The 22509-nt window shown below is 36.5% G+C and carries 19 protein-coding genes; 9 read left to right on the forward strand and 10 right to left on the reverse strand.

The genetic code is table 11. The features are described 5' to 3' along the window. Positions 1-280: 280 nt before the first annotated feature. The 6 genes from BUC16_RS15910 (at position 281) to BUC16_RS15940 (ending at position 6183) form a co-directional block, all read left to right on the forward strand. Positions 281-1876, forward strand: a complete 1596-nt coding sequence (locus BUC16_RS15910; RefSeq protein ID WP_073371804.1) for a SulP family inorganic anion transporter — start codon at positions 281-283, stop codon at positions 1874-1876. Between the two features lie 35 nt (positions 1877-1911). Then, complete coding sequence (locus tag BUC16_RS15915; RefSeq protein ID WP_073371805.1) at positions 1912-2595, forward strand: carbonic anhydrase family protein; 684 nt, start codon at positions 1912-1914, stop codon at positions 2593-2595. A gap of 240 nt (positions 2596-2835) precedes the next feature. After that, positions 2836-4560 (forward strand): tetratricopeptide repeat-containing sensor histidine kinase, encoded by a 1725-nt coding sequence (locus BUC16_RS15920; RefSeq protein ID WP_073371806.1) that lies wholly within the window; start codon positions 2836-2838, stop codon positions 4558-4560. A gap of 12 nt (positions 4561-4572) precedes the next feature. Continuing rightward, positions 4573-5241, forward strand: a complete 669-nt coding sequence (locus BUC16_RS15925) for a DNA-binding transcriptional response regulator (protein ID WP_073371807.1) — start codon at positions 4573-4575, stop codon at positions 5239-5241. A 400-nt stretch (positions 5242-5641) separates the two neighbouring features. Next, on the forward strand, positions 5642-5950 hold the full coding sequence (locus BUC16_RS15935; RefSeq protein ID WP_073371809.1) for a hypothetical protein: 309 nt from the start codon (positions 5642-5644) through the stop codon (positions 5948-5950). Between the two features lie 8 nt (positions 5951-5958). After that, entirely contained in the window at positions 5959-6183 is a 225-nt protein-coding gene (locus tag BUC16_RS15940) for a hypothetical protein (protein WP_141226187.1), read from the forward strand. A gap of 99 nt (positions 6184-6282) precedes the next feature. On the opposite strand, the gene BUC16_RS15945 is transcribed toward BUC16_RS15940, so the two are convergent. The 7 genes from BUC16_RS15945 to tgt all read right to left on the reverse strand — a co-directional run bounded on the left by BUC16_RS15945 (position 6283) and on the right by tgt (position 14472). Continuing rightward, positions 6283-7041: a DUF2490 domain-containing protein gene (locus tag BUC16_RS15945; RefSeq protein WP_084546309.1), complete on the reverse strand. Its 759-nt coding sequence runs from the start codon at positions 7039-7041 to the stop codon at positions 6283-6285. Between the two features lie 149 nt (positions 7042-7190). Next, positions 7191-8453 carry an asparagine synthetase B gene (locus BUC16_RS15950; RefSeq protein ID WP_073371812.1) on the reverse strand — a complete coding sequence of 421 codons (1263 nt, stop codon included), beginning with the start codon at positions 8451-8453 and terminating at the stop codon, positions 7191-7193. A gap of 114 nt (positions 8454-8567) precedes the next feature. Next, the gene (gene dnaB / locus BUC16_RS15955; RefSeq protein WP_073371813.1) at positions 8568-10112 is read right to left on the reverse strand and encodes a replicative DNA helicase; all 1545 of its coding nucleotides are present in this window, start codon (positions 10110-10112) and stop codon (positions 8568-8570) included. A 141-nt stretch (positions 10113-10253) separates the two neighbouring features. Next, entirely contained in the window at positions 10254-11207 is a 954-nt protein-coding gene (locus BUC16_RS15960) for an acetyl-CoA carboxylase carboxyltransferase subunit alpha (RefSeq protein ID WP_073371814.1), read from the reverse strand. Between the two features lie 116 nt (positions 11208-11323). Further along, complete coding sequence (locus BUC16_RS15965) at positions 11324-12208, reverse strand: DMT family transporter (RefSeq protein ID WP_073371815.1); 885 nt, start codon at positions 12206-12208, stop codon at positions 11324-11326. Next, positions 12195-13283 (reverse strand): LptF/LptG family permease, encoded by a 1089-nt coding sequence (locus tag BUC16_RS15970; RefSeq protein ID WP_073371816.1) that lies wholly within the window; start codon positions 13281-13283, stop codon positions 12195-12197. The genes BUC16_RS15965 and BUC16_RS15970 overlap by 14 nt, the downstream gene beginning before the upstream one ends. A gap of 58 nt (positions 13284-13341) precedes the next feature. Continuing rightward, complete coding sequence (gene tgt, locus BUC16_RS15975) at positions 13342-14472, reverse strand: tRNA guanosine(34) transglycosylase Tgt (protein ID WP_073371817.1); 1131 nt, start codon at positions 14470-14472, stop codon at positions 13342-13344. A gap of 269 nt (positions 14473-14741) precedes the next feature. On the opposite strand from tgt, the gene BUC16_RS15980 reads away from it, so the two are divergent. Further along, complete coding sequence (locus BUC16_RS15980) at positions 14742-15431, forward strand: hypothetical protein (RefSeq protein WP_073371818.1); 690 nt, start codon at positions 14742-14744, stop codon at positions 15429-15431. A gap of 718 nt (positions 15432-16149) precedes the next feature. After that, positions 16150-17436, forward strand: a complete 1287-nt coding sequence (locus tag BUC16_RS15985; RefSeq protein ID WP_244534382.1) for a Glu/Leu/Phe/Val family dehydrogenase — start codon at positions 16150-16152, stop codon at positions 17434-17436. An 86-nt stretch (positions 17437-17522) separates the two neighbouring features. On the opposite strand, the gene BUC16_RS15990 is transcribed toward BUC16_RS15985, so the two are convergent. Then, the gene (locus BUC16_RS15990) at positions 17523-19091 is read right to left on the reverse strand and encodes an NAD(P)/FAD-dependent oxidoreductase (RefSeq protein ID WP_073371819.1); all 1569 of its coding nucleotides are present in this window, start codon (positions 19089-19091) and stop codon (positions 17523-17525) included. A gap of 173 nt (positions 19092-19264) precedes the next feature. On the opposite strand from BUC16_RS15990, the gene BUC16_RS15995 reads away from it, so the two are divergent. Further along, positions 19265-19501: a hypothetical protein gene (locus BUC16_RS15995; RefSeq protein WP_073371820.1), complete on the forward strand. Its 237-nt coding sequence runs from the start codon at positions 19265-19267 to the stop codon at positions 19499-19501. A 312-nt stretch (positions 19502-19813) separates the two neighbouring features. Here the strand turns inward: BUC16_RS15995 and BUC16_RS16000 are convergent, their stop codons facing one another. Both BUC16_RS16000 and BUC16_RS16005 read right to left on the reverse strand, forming a co-directional pair. Continuing rightward, a complete protein-coding gene (locus BUC16_RS16000; RefSeq protein ID WP_073371821.1) occupies positions 19814-21160 on the reverse strand; it encodes a DEAD/DEAH box helicase in 1347 nt (448 codons plus the stop codon). 96 nt (positions 21161-21256) lie between these two features. Then, positions 21257-22468, reverse strand: coding sequence for a BamA/TamA family outer membrane protein (locus BUC16_RS16005; protein ID WP_073371822.1), 1212 nt, complete (start codon positions 22466-22468; stop codon positions 21257-21259). Positions 22469-22509: the final 41 nt, after the last annotated feature.

The raw sequence follows: 22509 nt of genomic DNA on the forward strand, positions 1-22509 counted from the left end.
TCTATATTTTACAGTTTTTCTGAAGAAGAGAAAGCACACAAGGAAATTAAAGCCATATTTTATTTTGATACTGTAAATGCTCCTGTCCTTTTATCAAATTTAAATTCTGGTTTAATCCACTCCGAGAATTTATCGAAGCACGACAAAATTGCTTCCAAGATATTCATTCCCCCGCCCGAACAAGCCTAATACATCGTTATGATTTTAATTTTTTAAAATCGAAATGCTCGCATTTTTCAATGTGACAAAAATCTTTGTATTAAATTTTTAGTAAGGTATTATGACAAAAAAAATCAATCTTTTTGCCAACCTCAAATCTGATTTTGCTTCAGGTTTAGTGGTTTTTTTGGTGGCGTTACCGCTATGTTTAGGTATTGCCATGGCTTCTGGTGCACCTTTGTTTTCAGGTATTATTGCCGGTGTTATCGGTGGAATAGTAGTGGGTTATTTAAGCAAGTCCCACATCAGTGTTTCGGGTCCAGCGGCAGGTTTAACAGCCATTGTGTTAACTGCCATTAGCGATTTAGGAGCTTTTGACATCTTTTTAACATCTGTTTTTATCGCAGGCTTAATCCAATTGGCATTAGGATTCCTAAAAGCAGGGAGTATTTCAAATTATTTTCCGACTAATGTGATTGAAGGAATGTTGGCTGGAATTGGTGTTATAATAATTCTGAAACAGCTACCGCACGCTTTTGGTTACGACAATGATTTTGAAGGCGACCAAGCCTTTATGCAAAGTAATGGAGACAATTCTTTTTCTTCCCTATTTGGCATTCTTAATTATATACAACTAGGCTCCATAATCATTACCGCTTTATCCTTGATTATTTTAATTGCTTGGGACAAAGTTCCCTTTCTTAAAAAATTAAAATTAATTCCGGGCGCACTTATAGCGGTGATACTAGGAGTGGTACTGAATGAAATATTCATCTCCTCTGGCAGTTCACTGGCAATAGCAAAAGAGCATTTGGTTTCGTTGCCAATTCCATCCAGCCTGGAAGAATTCAAACAAATCATTGTGACCCCCAACTTTTCAGGCCTTACTAATCCAAAAGTTTGGATTGTTGGTTTAACCATTGCCATCGTGGCCTCGATAGAAACTTTATTATGCATTGAAGCTGCCGACAGAATGGATGAACACAAGCGATACACAGACACCAATATGGAATTGAAAGCCCAAGGAATTGGGAATTTAATGAGTTCACTTTTGGGTGGTTTGCCCATGACTTCCGTGGTGGTTCGCTCTTCAGCAAATAATAATGCTGGAGCAAAATCTAAAATGTCGACCATAATACATGGAATATTATTATTGCTGAGTGTCGTGACTATTCCGGTAATTTTGAACAAAATACCATTGGCAACATTAGCCGCCATTTTGTTAATGGTTGGATACAAATTGGCCAAACCAGCCACGTTTAAACATTTTTGGGACAACGGAAAATATCAGTTTGTACCTTTCATAGCCACTTTTGCAGCAGTCGTATTTTTAGATTTATTGAAAGGAGTTACTCTAGGAATGGTCATTTGCGTTATAGCCATCTTGAGAGGAAACATGAAAAGAGCCTACTACTTCCGAAAAGAAGAATATCATGATGGCGACGTCATTCATATAGATTTAGCCCAAGAAGTATCTTTCTTGAACAAAGCTGCCATTAAATTGACATTAGGTAAAATTCCTGAAAATTCAAAAGTAATCATCAATGCCGAAAATACGGTCTATATTGCTCATGACGTTTTAGATTTAATCAAAGAATTCAAAAAAATCAGGGCCAAAGAAGAAAATATAAAAGTAAAACTAGTTGGATTCAAAAAAGAATACGAACTTAAAAATACTGGTGAAGAAGAGAAACATGTATTCATATCCCAAAACTAAAAATTGATAAACTATTAATTTAGATACTACACAAAATGAAAACACAGACCAAAGAAACCCAAGCACAAATAACTCCAAGAAAAGCATTAGAAATATTACAAGACGGAAATGACCGTTTTATTAAAAATTTAAAAGCCAATAGAAATTTATTGCAACAAGCAAATGACACGATAGAAGGGCAATGGCCATTTGCCACCATACTAAGTTGCATTGACAGCAGAACTTCGGCCGAATTGATTTTTGACCAAGGCCTAGGTGATATTTTTTCAGTAAGAATTGCAGGAAATGTTGTCAATACCGATATATTGGGAAGTATGGAATTTGCTTGCAAATTAGCAGGCTCCAAACTTATTGTCGTGTTGGGGCACACCAAATGTGGCGCCATAAAAGGAGCTTGCGACCATGTGGAAATGGGTAATCTTACCGAATTGCTGTCAAAAATACAGCCGGCCGTTTACCAAGAAAAAACTACCAAGAGCGACAGAACTTCCAAAAACGCTGGCTTTGTAGAAAATGTATCCACAATAAATGTAAAACGAACCGTAAAAAACATCATCGAGCGCAGTTTTATTCTGGAGCAAATGGTTGAAAACGGAACAATTGGAGTTGTCGGCGCCATGCACGACATTGAAACGGGCAAAGTAACTTTTTATACTGACGTAATGTATATCAGGGACGACAAAAACCCTAAATTTTCAGTAGCCGATTTAAGACATTAATTATAAACAAAATCACAATTCCAAAACAGTGGTAAACAGAAGTTTACCACTGTTTTTTTTATCCTTCCACATTACTGAATAAAATATACTTTTCAATCCTGTATTCAGTTTTGGTATTTACAATTTTCTCGTTTCAGGATATAATTTGAGCATTCCTGTTTCTTTTTGTAAACCATAGGCCAAATGAAATTTTTAAGCAAATTTATCTCTATTTATGATTAATTTCTATAATTTTGAACTATGATTTTCAAGAAGTTCCATTTCCCGATTTTTGTTTTATTGGCAGTATTTTTTGCACTACAATCCTGCGAAAAGAAGTCCATAAAGAAGCTCGAAAAAAAGAGCAATCTTACCGAAATCAATCGTCTTATCGAGTTAGGTGAAAAACACTATAAAATTGCGAAATATGATAGTTCTTATTATTATTTCAGCAAAGCAAAGTCTCTCTGTGACGTAAAAAAAGACACAGCCAAAATTATTTATTCCATAATAAATCTGGCAACTATTGAACAAAATCAAGGAGATTATTCCAGTAGCGAAACTACGGTTCTTGAAGCATTTCATTTTTTGAAAAACAATCCAAAACCAAATCACCATTGGGGTGTCTACACAACATTAGGCATTAATTATTTACACACTTTAGATTATAAACGTGCCCTTCATTATAACAATGTAGCTCTAAATTTAAATACAAATAAATATAGAAAAGCAAGTATTAAAAATAATATTGCTCTAGTTTATATGGAAATGAACAATTACAAGAAGGCTATAAAAATATTATTGCCTTTAATTTTAGAAAAAGAAGTTATAAATGATTCCTTAATATTTTCTATAATACTTGACAACTTGGGTTATTCGTATTTCAAAACAGGAAATCCAAAAGCAATCGACTATATAAATCAAGCTACAAAAATAAGGGAAACTAAAAAAAATGATTGGGGATTGATTGCAAGCTATATCCATCTTTCTGAATATTATCAAAAAGGCAATGCAAAACTAGCAAATCAATATGCAAAACTAGCTTATGAAAAGGCTACAAAAGTAAACAATACAGATGATCGACTCCAATCCTTGAAGCTCATAATAGAGAACAGTTCTGGAAACCAATTGAAAAAATATTCATTAGATTATATCCGAATTAATGATAGCCTCGTAAAATCAAGACAAACAAACAAAAATCAATTTGCCAAAATAAAATACGATTCCAAAGAGGACAAGGAAGAAAATCTAAGATTAAAAACTCAGAAAGCCGAAACTGCCCTTGAATTGGAAAAACAAAAAAACCAAAACCTGATCTTGAATTTTCTGGTTATATCGGGAATTCTCTCCATTATTTTTATTTACTATTTTTTAAAAGCAATAAACAAAAAAGAAAAAATACAGACTTCCTACGACACCGAAACCCGGATTGCCAAAAAATTGCACGACGAATTGGCAAACGATGTTTATCACACGATGGCTTTTGCCGAAACACAGGATTTGTCCACCAGTCAAAACAAGGAATCTTTACTCAATAATTTAGACGCCATCTATTCCAGAACCCGCAATATTTCCAAGGAAAACAGCATTGTCGATACTGGTACAAAATTCGTTGAAGGATTGAAAGAAATGATGTCCGGATTCAATACATCTGCTATTACCATATTGACCAATGGAATAGATTCCGTCAATTGGCACGCATTAGAACGTGACAAAAAAATAATTATTTATCGGGTTATCCAGGAATTATTGGTCAACATGAAAAAGCACAGTCAATGCAGTTTAGCCGTAATCACTTTCAAAAAAAGTGACAATAAATTACAAATAGATTACAGTGACAACGGGATTGGAGTGGTACTCGACAATATAAATTCAAAAAATGGACTGCAAAATGTGGAAAACCGTATTCTGTCCATAAACGGAACTATTACATTTGACACTAAATCAAACAAGGGATTCAAAACTAGTTTTACAATTCCTGCGTAATCAACTCTTTATATGTTCAAAAAAGTTTTAGTAGCCGAAGATTTTGACAGCATCAGTATTACGGTCGGACAAGCACTGGCTGAACTTTCGGTTTCCGAAATTCACCATGCCAAGTACTGTGACGATGCTTTTTTGAAAGTAAAAAAAGCCATTCACGACAATGCTCCTTATGATTTATTGGTCAGCGATTTATCGTTCAAAACGGATCATCGGGATAACAAATTGAACTCTGGTGAAGAATTAATTGCCGCCATAAAAAAAATACAGCCTGACATCAAGACCATCGTTTTTTCTATCGAAGACAAATCTTTCAGGGTGAAATCCCTTTTTAACAATTTAGGAATAAATGCCTATGTTACAAAAGGAAGAGACAGTATTCCAGAACTTAAAAGAGCCATCTCTGAAATTTTCAACACCAATTCAAAAATAGTTTCTACAGGTTTGTCCCATGCTTTAAGAAGCAAATCACTAATCGAAATTGAAACTTATGATATCGAAATTCTAAAATTATTGTCCAAAGGATATATTTTGAATGAAATATCGACAGAATTCAAGAACACGGGTGTCGCTCCGAATGGCAGCAGCAGTCTGGAAAAACGCATCAACAGGCTAAAAATATACTTAAAAGCCAACAATAACGTGCATCTCATTGCCATTGCCAAAGACTTGGGTTTGGTATAATTGTCTTTCCATTTATTTTATTTATTTTTTTTGACTCTTTACGGTTTTCCGTAAGGATACTGTTTTTATTGGATTTATTTTTGTCGATATTTAATAACCTACAATGAAAACCAACAGTAAAACAAAGTCATTTTCCCCAAAAATGAACTTTACAAAAAACACTAATTTAATCGCTGCAATTATTATAACTGCAGGAGCCATGACATCCATCATTTTGTTTTTAATAAAAATAAGCTGGATAAATATCAATTGGAAAATTCCCCTTATTCCATTAATGGTTGCCCTCCAGATTATTTTTCTGCTATCGGCCATAAAAAATAGGTACAAAAAGTTATAGCTATCGATAACCTGAAATTCTTTTTGGGCTAATTCGAATATCAAATCCTATTTATAAAAAATTATGGACGAAAATAATTCAAGAATTACCTCGAAAATCGTGGACAATGGCACTACTGACAAACCCTTGAATACCAAATGGGACAAATGTCTGATTGACTACAATAATTACACAAAAGAGTACATCAAACATTACAAAAAATCAATTGAAGGCAATTCAAATTCACTGTCGAAATATCCGTATATGAAAGCTAAATCGGAAGCATTATGTGCCCAACTATTTGATGCCCAAGAAAAAAACTTCTTGACAAAAAAACAAATAAAAATGATTTGTAAAATTCAAATAAAAATAGCCAACACCTGCCTTACTTAATAAACAAAATGAAAAAACATAACCTAATCCAATTTGTATTCTTTTGCTTCATCTTGTTTTCTTGTCATTCTAAACCAGAAATAAAAGAACAGCCACGAGTTGAATACACCATCCAAAATTACAAACTGGATGACGATGAATTAGCAAGAAGAAAAACAGAAGCCACCAAAGCCGACAAACCCATAAAGGAGAAAAAATTGTCAACCAGCAAGAGACGCATCGTAACCAATTAAAAAAACACCAAAATACTTTATCAGTACTTCTATCTGCACGGTTAATTTGAAGAAGAAATTCTTAGATGTAAAGTGTAAGTTTTCTATTATTTTACAGACCTATGAATGATGCCCAAAATGGGTCAATGAATTCACGTTGTTTCTGTAATAAAAGAACAATCTCAAGGTGTGATTCATATTATATTGATAGCCTGATTTTTTTTGTTGATAGACATTCATGTAGCCAAAATCAAAACTGAGTTTAGGAGTAATCGACTGTTTTATTCCTACAAAAAACCAATTCTGGTCAAAGGTGTTGTACACAATTTCTTTGCCAAATTGAAGCAAAATCTCATTTGAAACAACAAGTGATGGCATTGTTTTTTTCTTGAAAATTGGAATATCAAAACTTACCAAATACCTAACCCTGTCCGAGAATACCTTGTCCCCCGTCCAAACATCATCAACAATTACTTGTTGCCAACGTTGTTCATTTCGAAATCGATTCAAGACGGACACTTTGCCCATTTTAGAACTAAAATCATACATCTGAAAAATAAAATCTTCATTCGAAAAAGTAGTGCAATTAGGATTCGATGGAGCATTCCATACATGACCATAACCCAAGGCAATTGTCTGTTTGTTTTCAGTTGTATAAGCCGCTGCTCCCCTAAGATAGTAAAAGCTGTCCGTATCCAAAAACTCATTCCTTCTCAACTGAAAATCTGCCAAGACGCCCCAATGTTTATTGAATGTAATGTTATTGTTTAAAGCAAACCAAGATTGTGACTGTTGTTTAATTACTTTTTCATTTTGCACTTGTCCCATACCGATTAAAGGAAATAGCGCAACTAATATTACAATTCCAAACTTCAACATAAAAATAATTTTTAACAGAATAACCTCATCCTTATTTAAGACAAATTAACGCACTTAAAAAAGATTGAAGTATGATAAAAATCATATTGAAAGATAAAATCACCTAGAAAAAAAGGTTGATTTTTTAATAGAAAGGAAAATATTTGGTATTAGGTTTTCTGTTTCTTTTTTCTGGCAGCAGGAAACAACACATTGTTCAAAATCAATCGATACCCTGGAGAATTGGGATGCAAATCAAGAACCGTAACCGGATCTCCCACTCTATGCTGATAATCTTCGGGATCGTGACCTCCATAAAAAGTGAACATTCCTTTGCCTTTTTCGCCATGAATGTAACGTGATTCACCATTGAGTTCACAAGTTCCCATCACCAACACATTCGATTTAATAAGAGTTTGTTCAAACGCTGTTGTCTGCCCCATAAACCCTTTGATCAACTGGGTATGATTTTGACACAACATACTGGGAATCGGATCCCATTTGGCCGAAAATTCCATCAGGGTAAAATAGTCTTTCTCCATTGGAACCATCCTTTTTTCGGTCATGTCAATATCCGAGAATTCATAATGCTCGGGCTTTCTGTCTAAAACAAAATTCTTGAACGCAAAGGAATTGGCATAATTTATTTTGGATTGGTAATTGGCTTCACTCGCATCGCCGTCAAACATCGATTCGCAAATATCAACTCCATCTGCTGCCAAAGCAATGTCAAAACTATCCGTTGCAGAACACATGGCAAACATAAATCCCCCACCAATAACAAAATCTCTTATTTTTTTGGCTACGGCCAACTTTTCTTCCGAAACTTTTTTATAGCCCAATTTGGTTGCCAAAACTTCTGCATCCTTTTTTTGGTCTATGTACCAAGGAGAATTTCTGTTGGAACCGAAAAACTTCCCGTATTGCCCAGTGAAATCTTCGTGATGCAAATGCAGCCAATCGTAAAGCAAGAGTTGGTCTGCCAAAACTTCCTCGTCGTAAATGGGCGTAAATGGAATTTCGGCATAGGTCAAGACCAAGGTCACAGCATCATCCCAAGGTTGTTTTCCTTTGGGTGTATAAACGGCAACTTTAGGGGCTTTTTCGAGTACAACAGCTTCCATATTTTGGGAAGGACTGGCTATTTCTTCCAGAATTTGATTGGCTTCGGCATCGCTCAACACTTCAAAACTCACGCCTCTAATTTGGCATTCTTTTCGAATTTCTGGAGCATCTGCCAATAAAAAAGAACCGCCACGGTAATTGAGCAACCAACTGGCCTTGTATTTTTTATCGATGCACCAATAGGTAATTCCGTAGGCTTTCAGATGATTTTGCTGTGTGGTTTCGTCCATTGGCAACAAAACAAAAGAAGCTTTTACCGAAAAGGAAATCAGGATCAAAACCAATAAGAGTATCTTTTTCGAAACCATTTTGAAATTTTTATTTACTACGCCAATCCGCTTTACTTCCCCAAATATACAGGTTTTTTATTGGACGAAAAAGCATAAAAAAATTCGCTTTTTCAAGCGAATTCAATTTATATTCTAAAATGGCATATCATCATCGTCGTCGTTCAAATTACTGCCGAAGGCTTCATTGGGCGATGGAAGATTTTTGGTTTGGAAAGGATTCTCGTCGTGGTTGTGGTTCATGCTCGAAGGCAAATCGTCATAACTTCCGCTGTAGTCATCAAGGTTGTCGAATTTCCCCAAATGACCAATAAATTTCAATCGAACATTTTCGATACCACCATTACGGTGTTTAGCTATCATTATTTCTGCCTGACCAGCAGTTGGCGAAGCTTCGTCGTCATCCCATTCGTCAATTTTGTAATATTCCGGACGGTATAAAAACGAAACGATATCGGCATCTTGCTCAATTGCACCCGATTCACGAAGGTCGGAAAGCAACGGTCTTTTGCTGGACCCACGGGTTTCAACGGCACGCGACAACTGTGAAAGTGCTATTACGGGAACATTCAATTCCTTGGCCAATGCTTTCAAGTTTCGAGAAATTGTCGAAATCTCCTGTTCCCTGTTTCCTCCACCTTTACCATTTCCTCCGGCGGTCATCAATTGCAAATAATCGACAATGATGATTTTGATGCCGTGTTGCGAAACCAAACGTCTGGATTTGGCACGTAAATCAAAAATAGAAAGTGATGGCGTATCGTCAATAAACAAAGGGGCTTTTTCCAAATTCTTGACTTTAGTACTCAACATCGTCCATTCGTGTGGTTCCAATTTACCGGTACGCAATTTCTCCGAAGACAAACCGGTTTCAGACGAAATCAAACGGGTAATCAACTGTACCGACGCCATCTCCAGGGAAAACAAGGCAACTGGATGTCCGTAATCGATTGCAATATTTCTCGCCATCGAAAGTACGAAAGCGGTTTTTCCCATCGCAGGTCTAGCCGCAATGATAATTAAATCGCTAGGTTGCCAACCGGAAGTTAGTTTGTCAAGATTGGTAAAACCAGTTTCTACTCCACTCAATCCTTCTTGTTTACTAATTTCTTCAATTCTTTTTTTGGCTTGCAACACCAAACTTTGGGCAGTTTCGGAACTACGTTTTATGTTTCCTTGGGTAACTTCGTATAGTTTCGATTCGGCTTTGTCCAATAAATCAAAAACATCTGTGGTTTCATCGTAAGAATCTTCGATAATTTCGGTAGAAATCCGAATCAAACTGCGTTGAATAAATTTCTGGAGAATGATTCTGGAGTGAAATTCAATGTGTGCCGAAGACGAAATTTTCTGCGTTAGTTGAATTAAGTAAAAATCACCTCCTGCAAGCTCCAATTTTCCGTTTTTTTTGAGCTGCGCCGAAACGGTTAATAAGTCAATAGGCTGCGTGTCCGTAAAGAGTTGAACAATAGCCTCAAAAATATATTTATGGGAATCTTTATAAAAAGCATCGGCTTGCAAAATGTCGATTACATCATCCACACCTTTCTTGTCAATCATCATCGCACCAAGCACAGCCTCTTCCAGCTCCAAAACTTGAGGTTGCAATTTGCCTTTTTCAAGGTTGATAATGGTTGTTTTATCTATTCTAATTGGGTTTATATTCTTGACATTTTCCATAGAGCGAAAGTAACTAAAATTAAAAAAACTTTACTATTGACTTATTAGAAATAATTGTTAATAAGCGAACTTTTTTTGTTCATAACCAAAAAAAAATCCGAAACGGCAAGGCTTCGGATTAATTATAAATTTGTAAGATTTTTAGTCTGAATACTCGCCCATTTCGAGGTATTTCTTCATTCTTTGGGCGACTAATTCTTCTGTTGATAAGTCTTTCAACTCGTTAAATCCTTTCATGATATATTGCTCCACGGTTTTGAAAGCCGCTTCTCTATCGTAGTGGGCTCCACCTAGTGGTTCCGGGATAATATCATCCACTAATTTTTGTTTTTTCATGTCCGCTGAAGTCAATTTCAAGGCTTCGGCAGCTTGTTCTTTGTAATCCCAGCTCTTCCATAAAATAGAAGAACAAGATTCTGGAGAAATAACGGAATACCAAGTGTTTTCCATCATGTAAACTCTATCTCCAACACCAATTCCCAATGCACCACCAGAGGCTCCTTCACCAACAATAACAACTATGATGGGCACTTTCAAGCTAACCATTTCGATAATATTTCTGGCAATGGCTTCTCCTTGTCCGCGTTCTTCGGCTTCGATTCCAGGAAAGGCTCCCGGTGTGTCCACCAATGTCAAAACAGGAATATTGAATTTTTCTGCCATTTTCATCAATCGCAACGCTTTTCTGTAACCTTCCGGATTGGGCATCCCAAAATTTCTGTATTGACGTGTTTTGGTATTGAATCCTTTTTGTTGACCAATAATCATGAACGATTGTCCGTCAATTTTTCCCAAACCACCAATCATCGCTTTGTCGTCCTTGAATCCTCTATCGCCGTGAAGCTCCAGAAAAGTTTCGCCACAAAGTGCTTTGATATGATCTAATGTATAAGGTCTATTTGGATGTCTTGACAATTGTACTCGTTGCCAAGCGGTAAGATTTTTATAAATATGCCTTTTGGTTTCTTCCAGTTTCTTGTTGATTTGTTTACAAGTGTTTGTCACATCAACATCTGATTCCTGACCAATAACTACACATTTGTCTAACTGTTCTTCAAGTTCTTTTATTGGAAGCTCAAAATCTAAATATTCCATAGGGTGTGTGCTTTTTTGTTCTGATTTGAACTGCAAATATAAAATTTAAAATTATCAAAATGGTTAATTTGCCATCTAAATGCAAATAAATTGACAAAAACAGGCTCTTAAAATCATTATTCTTTATCCGCCAAATAATGCTTGACAACGCCGTTCAGGATAACCGTAATCACGATTAACAAGGCTCCCAGATAAAACTCGAAGCTCATTTTTTCTTTTCCTCCAATGATGAAATATGCCAAAATAATCCCGTAAACAGGTTCTAAACTTGTGGTTAACATTACGGTATAAGGCGAAAGTTTCTGCATTACTTTTACCGAAGCCGTAAAAGCATAAGCGGTGCAAATCGATGACAGAATCAATAATAAAATCCAGTCATTGGCTGTTAAAATAAAGAATTCCGCAGTAAATTTATTTTGGAACAAAAAATAAATGGTAATAAAAACAACCCCTGCCAAGAATTCATAGAATGTAATAACCGAAGATTCGTGTTTTTCAATCAACTTTCCGTTTATGAGCGTGAACAAAACTCCAAGAACAATGGAAGCCAAAGCATACATCATCCCTTCAAAATAGTTTATTTCAACCTTTAGAATTATGCCAAGTCCAGCAACAATCAGCAATCCAAAGAATACTTCATACCAAAGTACTTTTCGCCCATAAAACAACGGTTCAAGTAACGATGCCAAAAAAGCTCCCAGCGAGAAAACCGCCAAAGTGATGGAAACATTGGAAACATGAATCGCCTGAAAAAAGAATATCCAGTGCAGCGCTATCAAAAGTCCCACGAAAAGCAATTTGAATAATTCCCTTGGCGGAACGGAGAATGATGTCTTTTTACGAACAATAAACAATACTAAAAAAACGGACGCAAAAAGCATTCGATACCAAACCAAGGCATCGGCATTTATGGATATTAAAGCACCCAATACTGCCGTGAATCCCCATATAAAAACAATTAAATGAAGATTTAAATAGCTTCCTAATTTACCTTTTTGCATTGCGCAGTAAAAAAATTGCCAAAATCCCGAATACTATATTCGGAAACCAAACTGCCAAAAATGGAGGAAAAGTTGACTTTTCAGCCAAGGTTCCAAATATTTTGTCGAAAAACACAAAAGCAAAAGCAAGGCCAATTCCAATGGCCAAACTCAATCCCATTCCGCCTCTTCGCTTCATTGCAGAAACCGCAACGGCAATAATGGTCAAAATAAAGGCCGAAACTGGAATACTGTATTTCTTGTACAAAACCACCATATACACGTTGACATTGGATGAACCTCGTGTTTTTTCTTTTTCGATAAATCGGTTGAGTTCGCCCAGGGTCAATGTTTCTGCAATATAAACCACGGGGGTTAAATCCTCTAAATCAAAACTATACTTGGCATCTTTTTTATCGGCTTTCTCGATTTTATCTCCAAGCTCGCCAACCGTTCTTTTCACGAAATCATACATCGTGTAATTCTTGGTTTTTGGATTCCATTGTATCCTGCTGGCCGAAATTTTATACTCTAATTTATCTTTTTTGAATTTTTCATAACTAAAGTTGTATGCCGTTTTGGTTTCGGTATTGAAACTATTGACATAGATAAATTCATCATTGCTAATTTGGCGGTACACATCGGTATTGTCGCCTCTCATGGCTTGTTTTCCGTCACTCCTGAGATAGGTGTATCTAAAATTATTGAACCCTTCACTGGCTTTTGGTACAATAAAAAATCCCATCAGCAATACAAAGACAGAAATGATGGAAGCACCAATTATGTAGGGTCTCAAAAATCGTGTAAAAGAAATCCCCGAACTCAATATGGCAATGATTTCGGTATTGTTGGCTAATTTTGAAGTAAACCAAATCACCGACAAGAACAAAAATATCGGAAACAACAAATTCATGAAATAGATCGTGAAATGATAATAATAGATCAAAATTTCCGTAAGCGGAATTTTGTTTTCTATCATTTTATTCACCTTCTCCGAAACATCAATGATAATCCCAATAGGTGCAAACAAAGCCAACATCACCGCAAAAGTGGATAGGTATTTCTTTAGAATGTATCTGTCTATTATTGTTAACATATTCAAGTTTAATCGGTTAAACGATTAATCGGTTAAACGAATAACCGATTAAACAACATTATAATCTCTGGCTCATGTTGCGAACCATCATTTCTTTCCAGGTTCTAAAATCTCCGGCCAAGATATGTTTTCTGGCTTCACGAACCAACCACATATAAAATCCAAGATTGTGTATCGTGGCAATTTGTTTTCCTAGGTATTCGTTGGCGGCAAACAAGTGACGCAAATAGGCTTTGGTATATTCCGTGTCCACAAAAGTATGTCCCATTTCATCCACAGGCGAAAAATCAGCCTCCCACTTTTTATTTTTGATGTTGATGGTTCCGTTTGCAGTAAACAGCATTCCGTTTCTGGCATTTCTAGTTGGCATCACGCAATCGAACATGTCAATTCCCAAAGCAATATTCTCCAAAATATTGATTGGAGTTCCCACACCCATCAAATAACGAGGTTTGTCTTCCGGAAGAATTTCACAAACCACTTCGGTCATCGCATACATTTCCTCGGCTGGCTCTCCTACCGAAAGTCCTCCAATGGCGTTCCCCTGTTGACCAGAATTCGCTATATATTCTGCAGATTGTCGGCGTAAATCTTTATAAGTACTTCCCTGAATAATTGGGAAAAATGTTTGGTCATAACCATATTTTGTCGGCACTTTTTCCAAATGATTGATACATCTGTCCAACCAACGGTGTGTCATGTGCATCGAGCGTTGTGCATAACGGTAATCGCAAGGATAAGGTGTACATTCGTCGAAAGCCATAATGATGTCGGCGCCAATGGTACGCTGAATTTCCATCACGTTTTCAGGAGTGAAAAAATGATAGGAACCGTCAATATGCGATTTGAATTTTACGCCTTCTTCCTTTATTTTTCTGTTGGCCGAAAGCGAATACACTTGATATCCACCCGAATCAGTCAAAATATTTCTGTCCCAATTCATGAATTTGTGCAAACCACCGGCTTTTTCCAAAATTTCGGTTTGCGGACGAAGGTATAAATGATAGGTATTCCCAAGGATAATATCCGGGTTTATTTCTTCTTTCAATTCCCGTTGGTGTACTCCTTTTACCGAAGCAACCGTTCCCACAGGCATAAAAATTGGGGTTTCAATCACGCCGTGATCAGTAGTGATACTTCCTGCTCTGGCTTTGGTATGTGGATCTTTTTGTAATAAATCAAATTTCATAGAGGCATTTTTCAGTGCGCAAAGATAATTTATTTAAGATTTAGGGAATGGGATTTAGGATTTTATTTAACATTAGTCTTTTGAATAGATAATTATCTTTTTGTTTCTCTAAAAAGGATTGTTTTTAGTAAGTAAAATCATTAGGTTTGTAAATATAGATAAACATTACTTTTGTCAAACAATGCCAACTAATTTTGGGTGGATAATGGTCGTTTTATCAGACCAATCTATAAGTCAGCAACAATTTAATCAGAACATATCTAGTATAAATGAAAACATGGAGTGTTAAGTTTTTAGAAAACATAGAAATTTCAAAATTTATCTTTCAGAGCAACGCTAATAGTATGCTATCAATTTTTAGTGATATTGAAAATGTCAGAGAAATAAAAATTACAGAATTTGAAAATCAAATTAAAGCTTGGTCTAATGAAAATAGTATCGGAGTCCGTGAAATTTGGAATGAACTTGCTGATGAACATTTTGATCATTATAATCACTATAAAAACCATATAAATTACATGGTTTTGAATTCTCTTTTTATATCTACTTTTTCTTTATTTGAAAACCATTTAAACAGAATTGCAGAACTAGCTTACGAAGAACTTAAACCTTCAATAAAAATCGTTGATATCAAGGGAAATGGAGAATTAGATACATGTAGAAAATATCTAAATATAGTTTGTAATGTTAAATCTGCTAATAGTGATTTTCACAAATGGCAGGAAATTATACAGTATAAGGCAATTAGAAATTCAATCGTTCATAATGGAAGTGTATTAAATAGGGCTGAAAAAGAAAATTTAGAAAAAATTCCTGGTTATCCATTGATTAAAAAATACAATATGTGGCATACTCCAAAAGTAGTTTACTTTCGAATTAATCAAGTTAACTTTTTAGAGGACTTCATAAAATTATCGATTGACTACAGTATAAATATTGTTTATGAACTTACGCATTAAACCGATACTAACAGCGGTTTGGCGCAATTGCTGTTTCAGTTGTCACAGGAAACTATTTTTTCCATAATTACGTATAAGCCCGGCCGAGAGAACTCACTTCCTATTTCCACAACTATCATCAAGCCACAGGACGATACAAATCCCTCTTCAAAACCTCCCCAATTTTCAACGCACATTTTTCGTCATCAATCGTCACCGAGATAATTCCTCCGGCATAACCTACGCGTTATCCACAAGGATACCCCAATAGCAAAAGCATCTTGCTCGAACATACAAACAAAGTAAAACACAAGAACCAAAAGGAACTATCATATTTTTTTAAACAAATTATACTAATTCTATAGAATTTATAAAATTATTTTGTAAGTTTGTTTCAACGATGAAACAATTTAAGTCAAACGCCTTTTAATTGAATGTAATTTGGAAGTTGTCCGCTTGATTTTCGGCTTACTATTAGCTTTAGCAGCAAGAATATTTCTTGATTTTATTAATCTTCCATACAAAGTGAAGGGCATTTTAAAATTCTTATAAAAACAACAACATGAGAACCAACAGAAACAGAAATATAATGATGCAATGCTGTAGCATAAAAATTCCTCCGTGTTGTTGCCTGGTCTTATTTATGGAAAAATAAAGCTCTTTTGTAACAACTCAAAAGAGCTTTTTTTATAGAATTAATTTAAAAAATAAAATCAAACACAATTTAAAAAACAGCATCATGAGTTCCGAAATAATAAAACAGAATCCCTTTCAATCCATGATTGATCGATTCAATATAGCAGCAGACATTTTAAACCTGGATGATCCAATCCGCCAAAAATTACAACGACCAGAAAAACAAATCGTGGTAAACTTTTCGATCGTGTTAGATAATGGAATTGAGCAAAACTTTGAAGGCTATCGCATCATTCACAATACTGCATTAGGACCTTCAAAAGGAGGAATTCGTTATGACACTGCGGTAAATTTAGAAGAAGTAAAAGCTCTGGCAGCTTGGATGACTTGGAAATCGGCAGTTACGGGAATCCCTTTTGGGGGAGCAAAAGGAGGAATTATTTGTGACCCGAATACACTCTCCAAAACAGAACTTGAAAAAATAACAAGAGCCTACACTAAAAGTTTGTCTGATATTTTTGGCCCTCAAAAAGATGTTCCTGCTCCAGATATGGGAACAGGGCCAGATGAAATGGGATGGCTTATGGATGAATTTTCTCTGGTTCATGGCAAAACAATTCATGGAGTTGTTACCGGAAAGCATTTGAATGTCGGAGGTTCTTTGGGACGCGTGGAAGCAACAGGAAAAGGCGTGAGCATCATAACTCTTTTAGCACTTGAAAAATTAAAGCTGAGACCTGCAAGATCCACTGTTGCTGTCCAGGGATTTGGAAACGTAGGACTTCATTCTGCTTTATTTCTTTTTGAAAAAGGATTGAAAGTGCTTGCAGTCAGTGATGTTTCGGAAGCATTATACAATCCTGAAGGAATCAATATTCCCGAGCTGATATTGTATTACAATCTCAACAATAAAAGCATTAAAGGCTACCCGAATTCGGTTTCCATAAAACATGAGGAATTATTGCTTTTGGAAGTCGATGTCTTGATACCGGCTGCAAAAGAAGACGTTATTACCAAAACCAATGCTAATGCCGTTCGAGCCAGAATTATTGTCGAAGGTGCAAACGGTCCAGTTTCTTCAGATGCCGATGCCATATTACATGACAATAATGTTTTGGTGATTCCTGATATTTTAGCAAATGCCGGCGGAGTAACGGTTTCCTATTTCGAATGGCTTCAAAATATACTTACAGAAACTTGGGGAGCCAATCAAGTCAATAAACGGCTTCAAAACACATTAACGGAAAGCTTTGAAACTGTTTTTTATACAGCTGCCAAATACAAAGTGACGCCACGTATAGCCTCTTACATTCTTGCTTTGAAAAAAGTGGCTGAAACACAATCCATTAAAGAAGTGGCTTTGACTACTGCCAACTACAAACAAAATTAAAGTCAGAAAGAGATATTGTATCTGATAATTTCAACAGAAATTGTTAATTGACACAATATCTCTTTTTATTTAAAAAGCGGGAACATTTACAAATTCTTCTTCAAAACCTCTCCAATCTTCAAGGCACATTTCTCACCATCAATTGCTGCCGAGATAATTCCTCCGGCATAACCTGCCCCTTCTCCACAAGGATACAAGCCTTTTATTTGAAGGTGTTCCAATGTTTCTGGATCTCTGGGAATGCGCACCGGAGAGGAAGTTCTCGATTCAGGCGCATGAAGAACGGCTTCATTCGTCAAGAAACCTCGCATCGATTTTCCGAATTCCACGAAACCTTCCCGCAATATTTGAGTCAGGAATCCGGGGAAAACCTGCCCCATTTCCACAGAAGCTGTTCCGGGAACATAAGACGTTTTTGGGATATTGGAAGAGACTTTGTTTTGCGTAAAATCGACCATTTTCTGGGCAGGCACTTTTTGGGTTTGTCCTGCCAAATGCCAAGCTTTTTGTTCGATGCTTTTTTGAAATTCCATTCCTGCCAAAGCACCGAATTTGGCAAACGGCTTGAAATCTTCGAGTTTCAATTCGACCACGATTCCAGAATTGGCCGTAGATTGATCTCTTTTGGATGGCGACCAACCATTGGTAACCACTTCACCGGGACTTGTCGCACAAGGCGCAATCACGCCGCCGGGACACATACAAAAAGAATACATTCCCCTGCCTCCTACCTGCTTCACGATGGAATAAGGCGATGGCGGCAAATGTTCCCCACGATAATCGCAACTGTACTGAATACTGTCAATCAACGACTGTGGATGTTCCGCTCGAACGCCCAAGGCAAAAGCTTTGGCTTCGATAAAAATTTGTTTTCTGTCGAGTAATTCAAAAATATCGCGGGCAGAATGTCCTGTTGCCAAGATTATTTTGTTGGCAAGAATCGTGTCGCCTTTTTTGGTCACGATGCCTTGCACTTCATTGTTTTTGATGATGATATCGGTCAATCGGGTTTCGAAAAGCACCTGACCTCCCATTTCAATGATTTTCTCCCGCATATCCTGAATGATTTGCGGTAATTTATTGGTTCCAATGTGCGGATGGGCATCAACCAAAATATCGTGTGAAGCTCCATAAGCAACAAATAATTCCAGAATTCGGGTTACGTCGCCACGCTTTTTGGAACGGGTATATAGTTTTCCGTCAGAATAGGTTCCTGCTCCGCCTTCTCCAAAACAATAATTGGAATCTTCGTCCACAACATGATCCCTGTTGATGGCTTTCAAATCACGACGACGACCGCGAACATCTTTTCCACGCTCGATTACTATGGGTTTCAAACCCAATTCTATCAATTGCAAAGCGGCAAATAATCCCGCAGGACCTGCACCCACAACAATAACTTCTTGAGCGTTTTCAACATTTTTGTATTCCGGCAGTTCAATTTTAGCTTCCTGAATAGGTTCACCAACCAAATAAATAGTCACTTTCAAATTGAATTTCACCGCTTTTTGGCGCGCATCAATCGAACGTTTCAGGATGGAAATATGTTGGATTTCTTTGGCATCCACCCGAATTAATTTGGAAACATGTTGTTTGAGCAACAGTTCATTTGTGGCTATTTCTGGAGATACTTGAAAAAGAAGTTCTTGTGGCATTGTTGCAGTTGATTGGGTTATTTGAAAACAATAACGAAATGCAAAAATAGTATTTTGAAGTGAACTTTACTTATTCCAAATGGAGAACCTTTTCCAAAGTTTGGAACTTTGATAAAGGGATTTGGTCTTTTCAAATCAGACTTTAGTAACTTTACCATCTAAAAACATTCAAAATGTCCAGACAAATTAAATTGATATGGGATTTTCGTGGTCCAGCTTCTGGAAAAACGGCCGAACATCACGAAATTCATTTAAAGGAATATATCGTTGCTGAAAATTTATCTCCCAATATTACCGGTTTTAAAATCCATAACGAAATGTATGCCACTGCTTTTATGGTCGTCACCGATGAAACGATGATAAAGGTACGTGATGCCTTGAAACCGCATCGAGGGGAAGTTAGCAGTTAGCAGTTAGCAGTTAGCAGTTAGCAGTTAGCAGTTAGCAGTTAGCAGTTAGCAGTTAGCAGTTAGCAGTTAGCAGTTAGCAGTTAGCAGTTAGCAGTTAGCAGTTAGCAGTTAGCAAAAAAACGAAAATGTCTTGAGAAATCAAGACATTTTCGTTTTTTTTTTATATGGATGTTTAATATTCTTAATCTGAAATCTGAAATCTGAAATCTGAAATCTGAAATCTGAAATCTGAAATCTGAAATCTGAAATCTGAAATCTGAAATCTGAAATCTGAAATCTGAAATCTGAAATCTGAAATCTGAAATCTGAAATCTACTCCTCTTCTTTCTTGATTACTTTTCTGGCAACTTCAATTTTAAACTTCTTGCCTTTCATTTTTTCGTCCTTGATGTTGTGAAGCAAGTCTTTCACTTTATTGAATTTTACGGCGGCAAACGAAATAAAATCCTTTACTTCGATTAGCCCCAAGTCCCCTTTTTCGAGTTTTCCTTTTTGGGAAAAGAAACCTACGACATCTATTTTATTCAATTTATTTTTCTTTCCGCCACTAATGTAGATAGTTTGAAATTCAGGTGGTTTTGGTAAAGTGGTAGCATTTTCCACTTTTAGGACTTCCATGCCATAATCAACATAATCCAGCTTTTTTTCGCTCTCGTTTATAACAAGATAAGCCGTTCCTGAAGCTTGCATACGAGCGGTTCTTCCGTTTCTATGGGTAAATTCATCTTCCTTTAAAGGCAAATGATAGTGAATTACGTGTTTCATTTCGGGAATATCCAATCCACGGGCAGCCAAATCCGTCGTGATTAAATAACTCGCACTTCCGTTTCTGAACTGGATTAAAGCGCGTTCACGCTCGTCCTGATCCATTCCGCCGTGATAATACGTGGCGTAAATTCCTTTTTCGTTCAAGATATCACTTATCCTTTCTGCAGCATCCCTGTGATTGCAAAACACGATAGCCGATTGCGATTTCAACGAACAAATCAGGTTGAACAAACTTCCCATTTTGTCTTTTTCTTTGGAAACCACCATTTTCATTGCAAGATTGGTTTCTTCTTCTTCATTTGGAATAAAATCCAAAATCGTGGGATTGACCACTCTGGTGTATTTTGGAATTTCAATATCGGAAGTTGCCGAAACCAAAACACGTTTGTTTAGTTTAGACAGTTTTCCAATAATGAAAGACATTTGTTCATGAAAGCCCAACTGTAAAGACTTGTCAAATTCATCCAAAATCAAGGTTTCTATTTTGTCCAAACGAAAAGTGCCTCGGTCAATATGATCGGCAATTCTCCCTGGAGTTCCAATTAAAACGGCCGGAGGATTGCTCAAATTCTTGATTTCTGTTTCAATGGAATGCCCGCCGTAGCAAACGTTTACTTTGTAATCGGTTCCCATTTTTTTCCAAACTTGCTCAATTTGCAATCCCAGTTCGCGTGATGGAACCAGAATCAAACATTGAACAGAAAGAATTTCGGGTTTCAGCATTTCGAATATTGGCAAAAGAAAAGCCAATGTTTTCCCGGAACCTGTTGGAGAAAGCAGTAAAATATTGTTGTCGCTTAAAATAGTTTCCTGGGCAGCTACCTGCATTTCATTTAGGTTTTCGATACCTAAATTGAGAAGTATATTGTTGGAATGGTGTTTCTTGTTCATTTTGCAAAGGTAATCAAAAATAATGCTTTATTTTCAATAGTGGAATCGTCCAATCACAGTAAAAAATCTCGATCAATTCCAAATAAAATCAGGCACTTAAAAAGCTTCTGTAAGCCTGAAATAAAAACCCCAATCTCCTCGTCCTGCAGCAACATCAATTCCTGCATTTACTTTTTGGCCGGCCTTTTCAATTACCTGATAACGGGCACCGGCACCTATACTTGGCAATAGTTTACTCCACGACGCTCCAGATTTGTACCAATCACCCGCGGCGGCTCCAGTTTCAGACTTTCTATACGCTATTCCAAGACCGGCAAACCCGACATATCCCCATTTCTTGTAAAAATTATTCCTAAATTCAGATTGAACAGTATAGGTTTGATTCCCTCTATATTCCCCTTGGGTATAACCTCTTAAATCTGTTTGACCAATATAATCTTGGGAAGCAAAAGGAACGTCGCCAAAATTGGCTTTCATGGCAAAACGACTGGCCAGGATTTTGTGGTCAGCCAATTTTTTATAGTGGTTCACATACAACATCGTTTTAATGAAATCATTGTCGTTATCCAACCATTCGGGTACAATTGAAAATCTTCCGTCAATAAAAATCCCATCACTCGGATTGTAAATACTGTTCCGAGTATCATAACTAATTGGCACGGACAGTGAATTAGTATTATTGGGCTGTACTACTTCACTATTATCAGGAAGCGTGATAGTTACATCTGACCGCATCATGAATCCACCGACTCCCATATAAAAATTTTCGAAAACCCTTCGTTGTAATGCAAATGCAAATAAAGCTCCCTTTGTGGTATAAGGCGTTTCATACACTCCTGCCTGGCCTCCATCTACATCTTCAAAAGTTTGAAAGGCCTGAAAATTATAGTTTATGAATCCAACTGCAGTAAGTATTCTCCAGTAATCTTCCATAAGATAAAGACGTGTTCCCAACATAATGTAGTAAGAATCATTTGTAGCATAATTACCAACAGCCATAACCCTGGAAAGCGGCGCATCTTTTGAATTGTCTGCCTTAAAAAGTCCCATGGCTATTGCCCCAATTCCCGCTCCCTGAGAACGATCATAAGTCAAAGTGGGCATGGGCATAAAAGCAAATTTCTTTTCTTTCTTTTTGATGGTATCAGTTTTTTCAACGGCAACTACCTTTTTAACGGTATCCAAAATGGCAATCGGCATTGGCGCAAGCATTGACTTTTTATAAAGCAACGATTTTTCAGTATTTGAAAATGAAAAAACATAAAAAGTACAAAATAAAAATGCAGGGAGTAAGTAGCTTTTTTTCATCTGAAATTAAATTTGGATACAATAAATACTAATTGCAAAAA

The sequence above is a fragment of the Flavobacterium fluvii genome (genome assembly GCF_900129545.1).
In the GTDB taxonomy this organism is placed as follows: Bacteria; Bacteroidota; Bacteroidia; order Flavobacteriales; family Flavobacteriaceae; genus Flavobacterium; species Flavobacterium fluvii.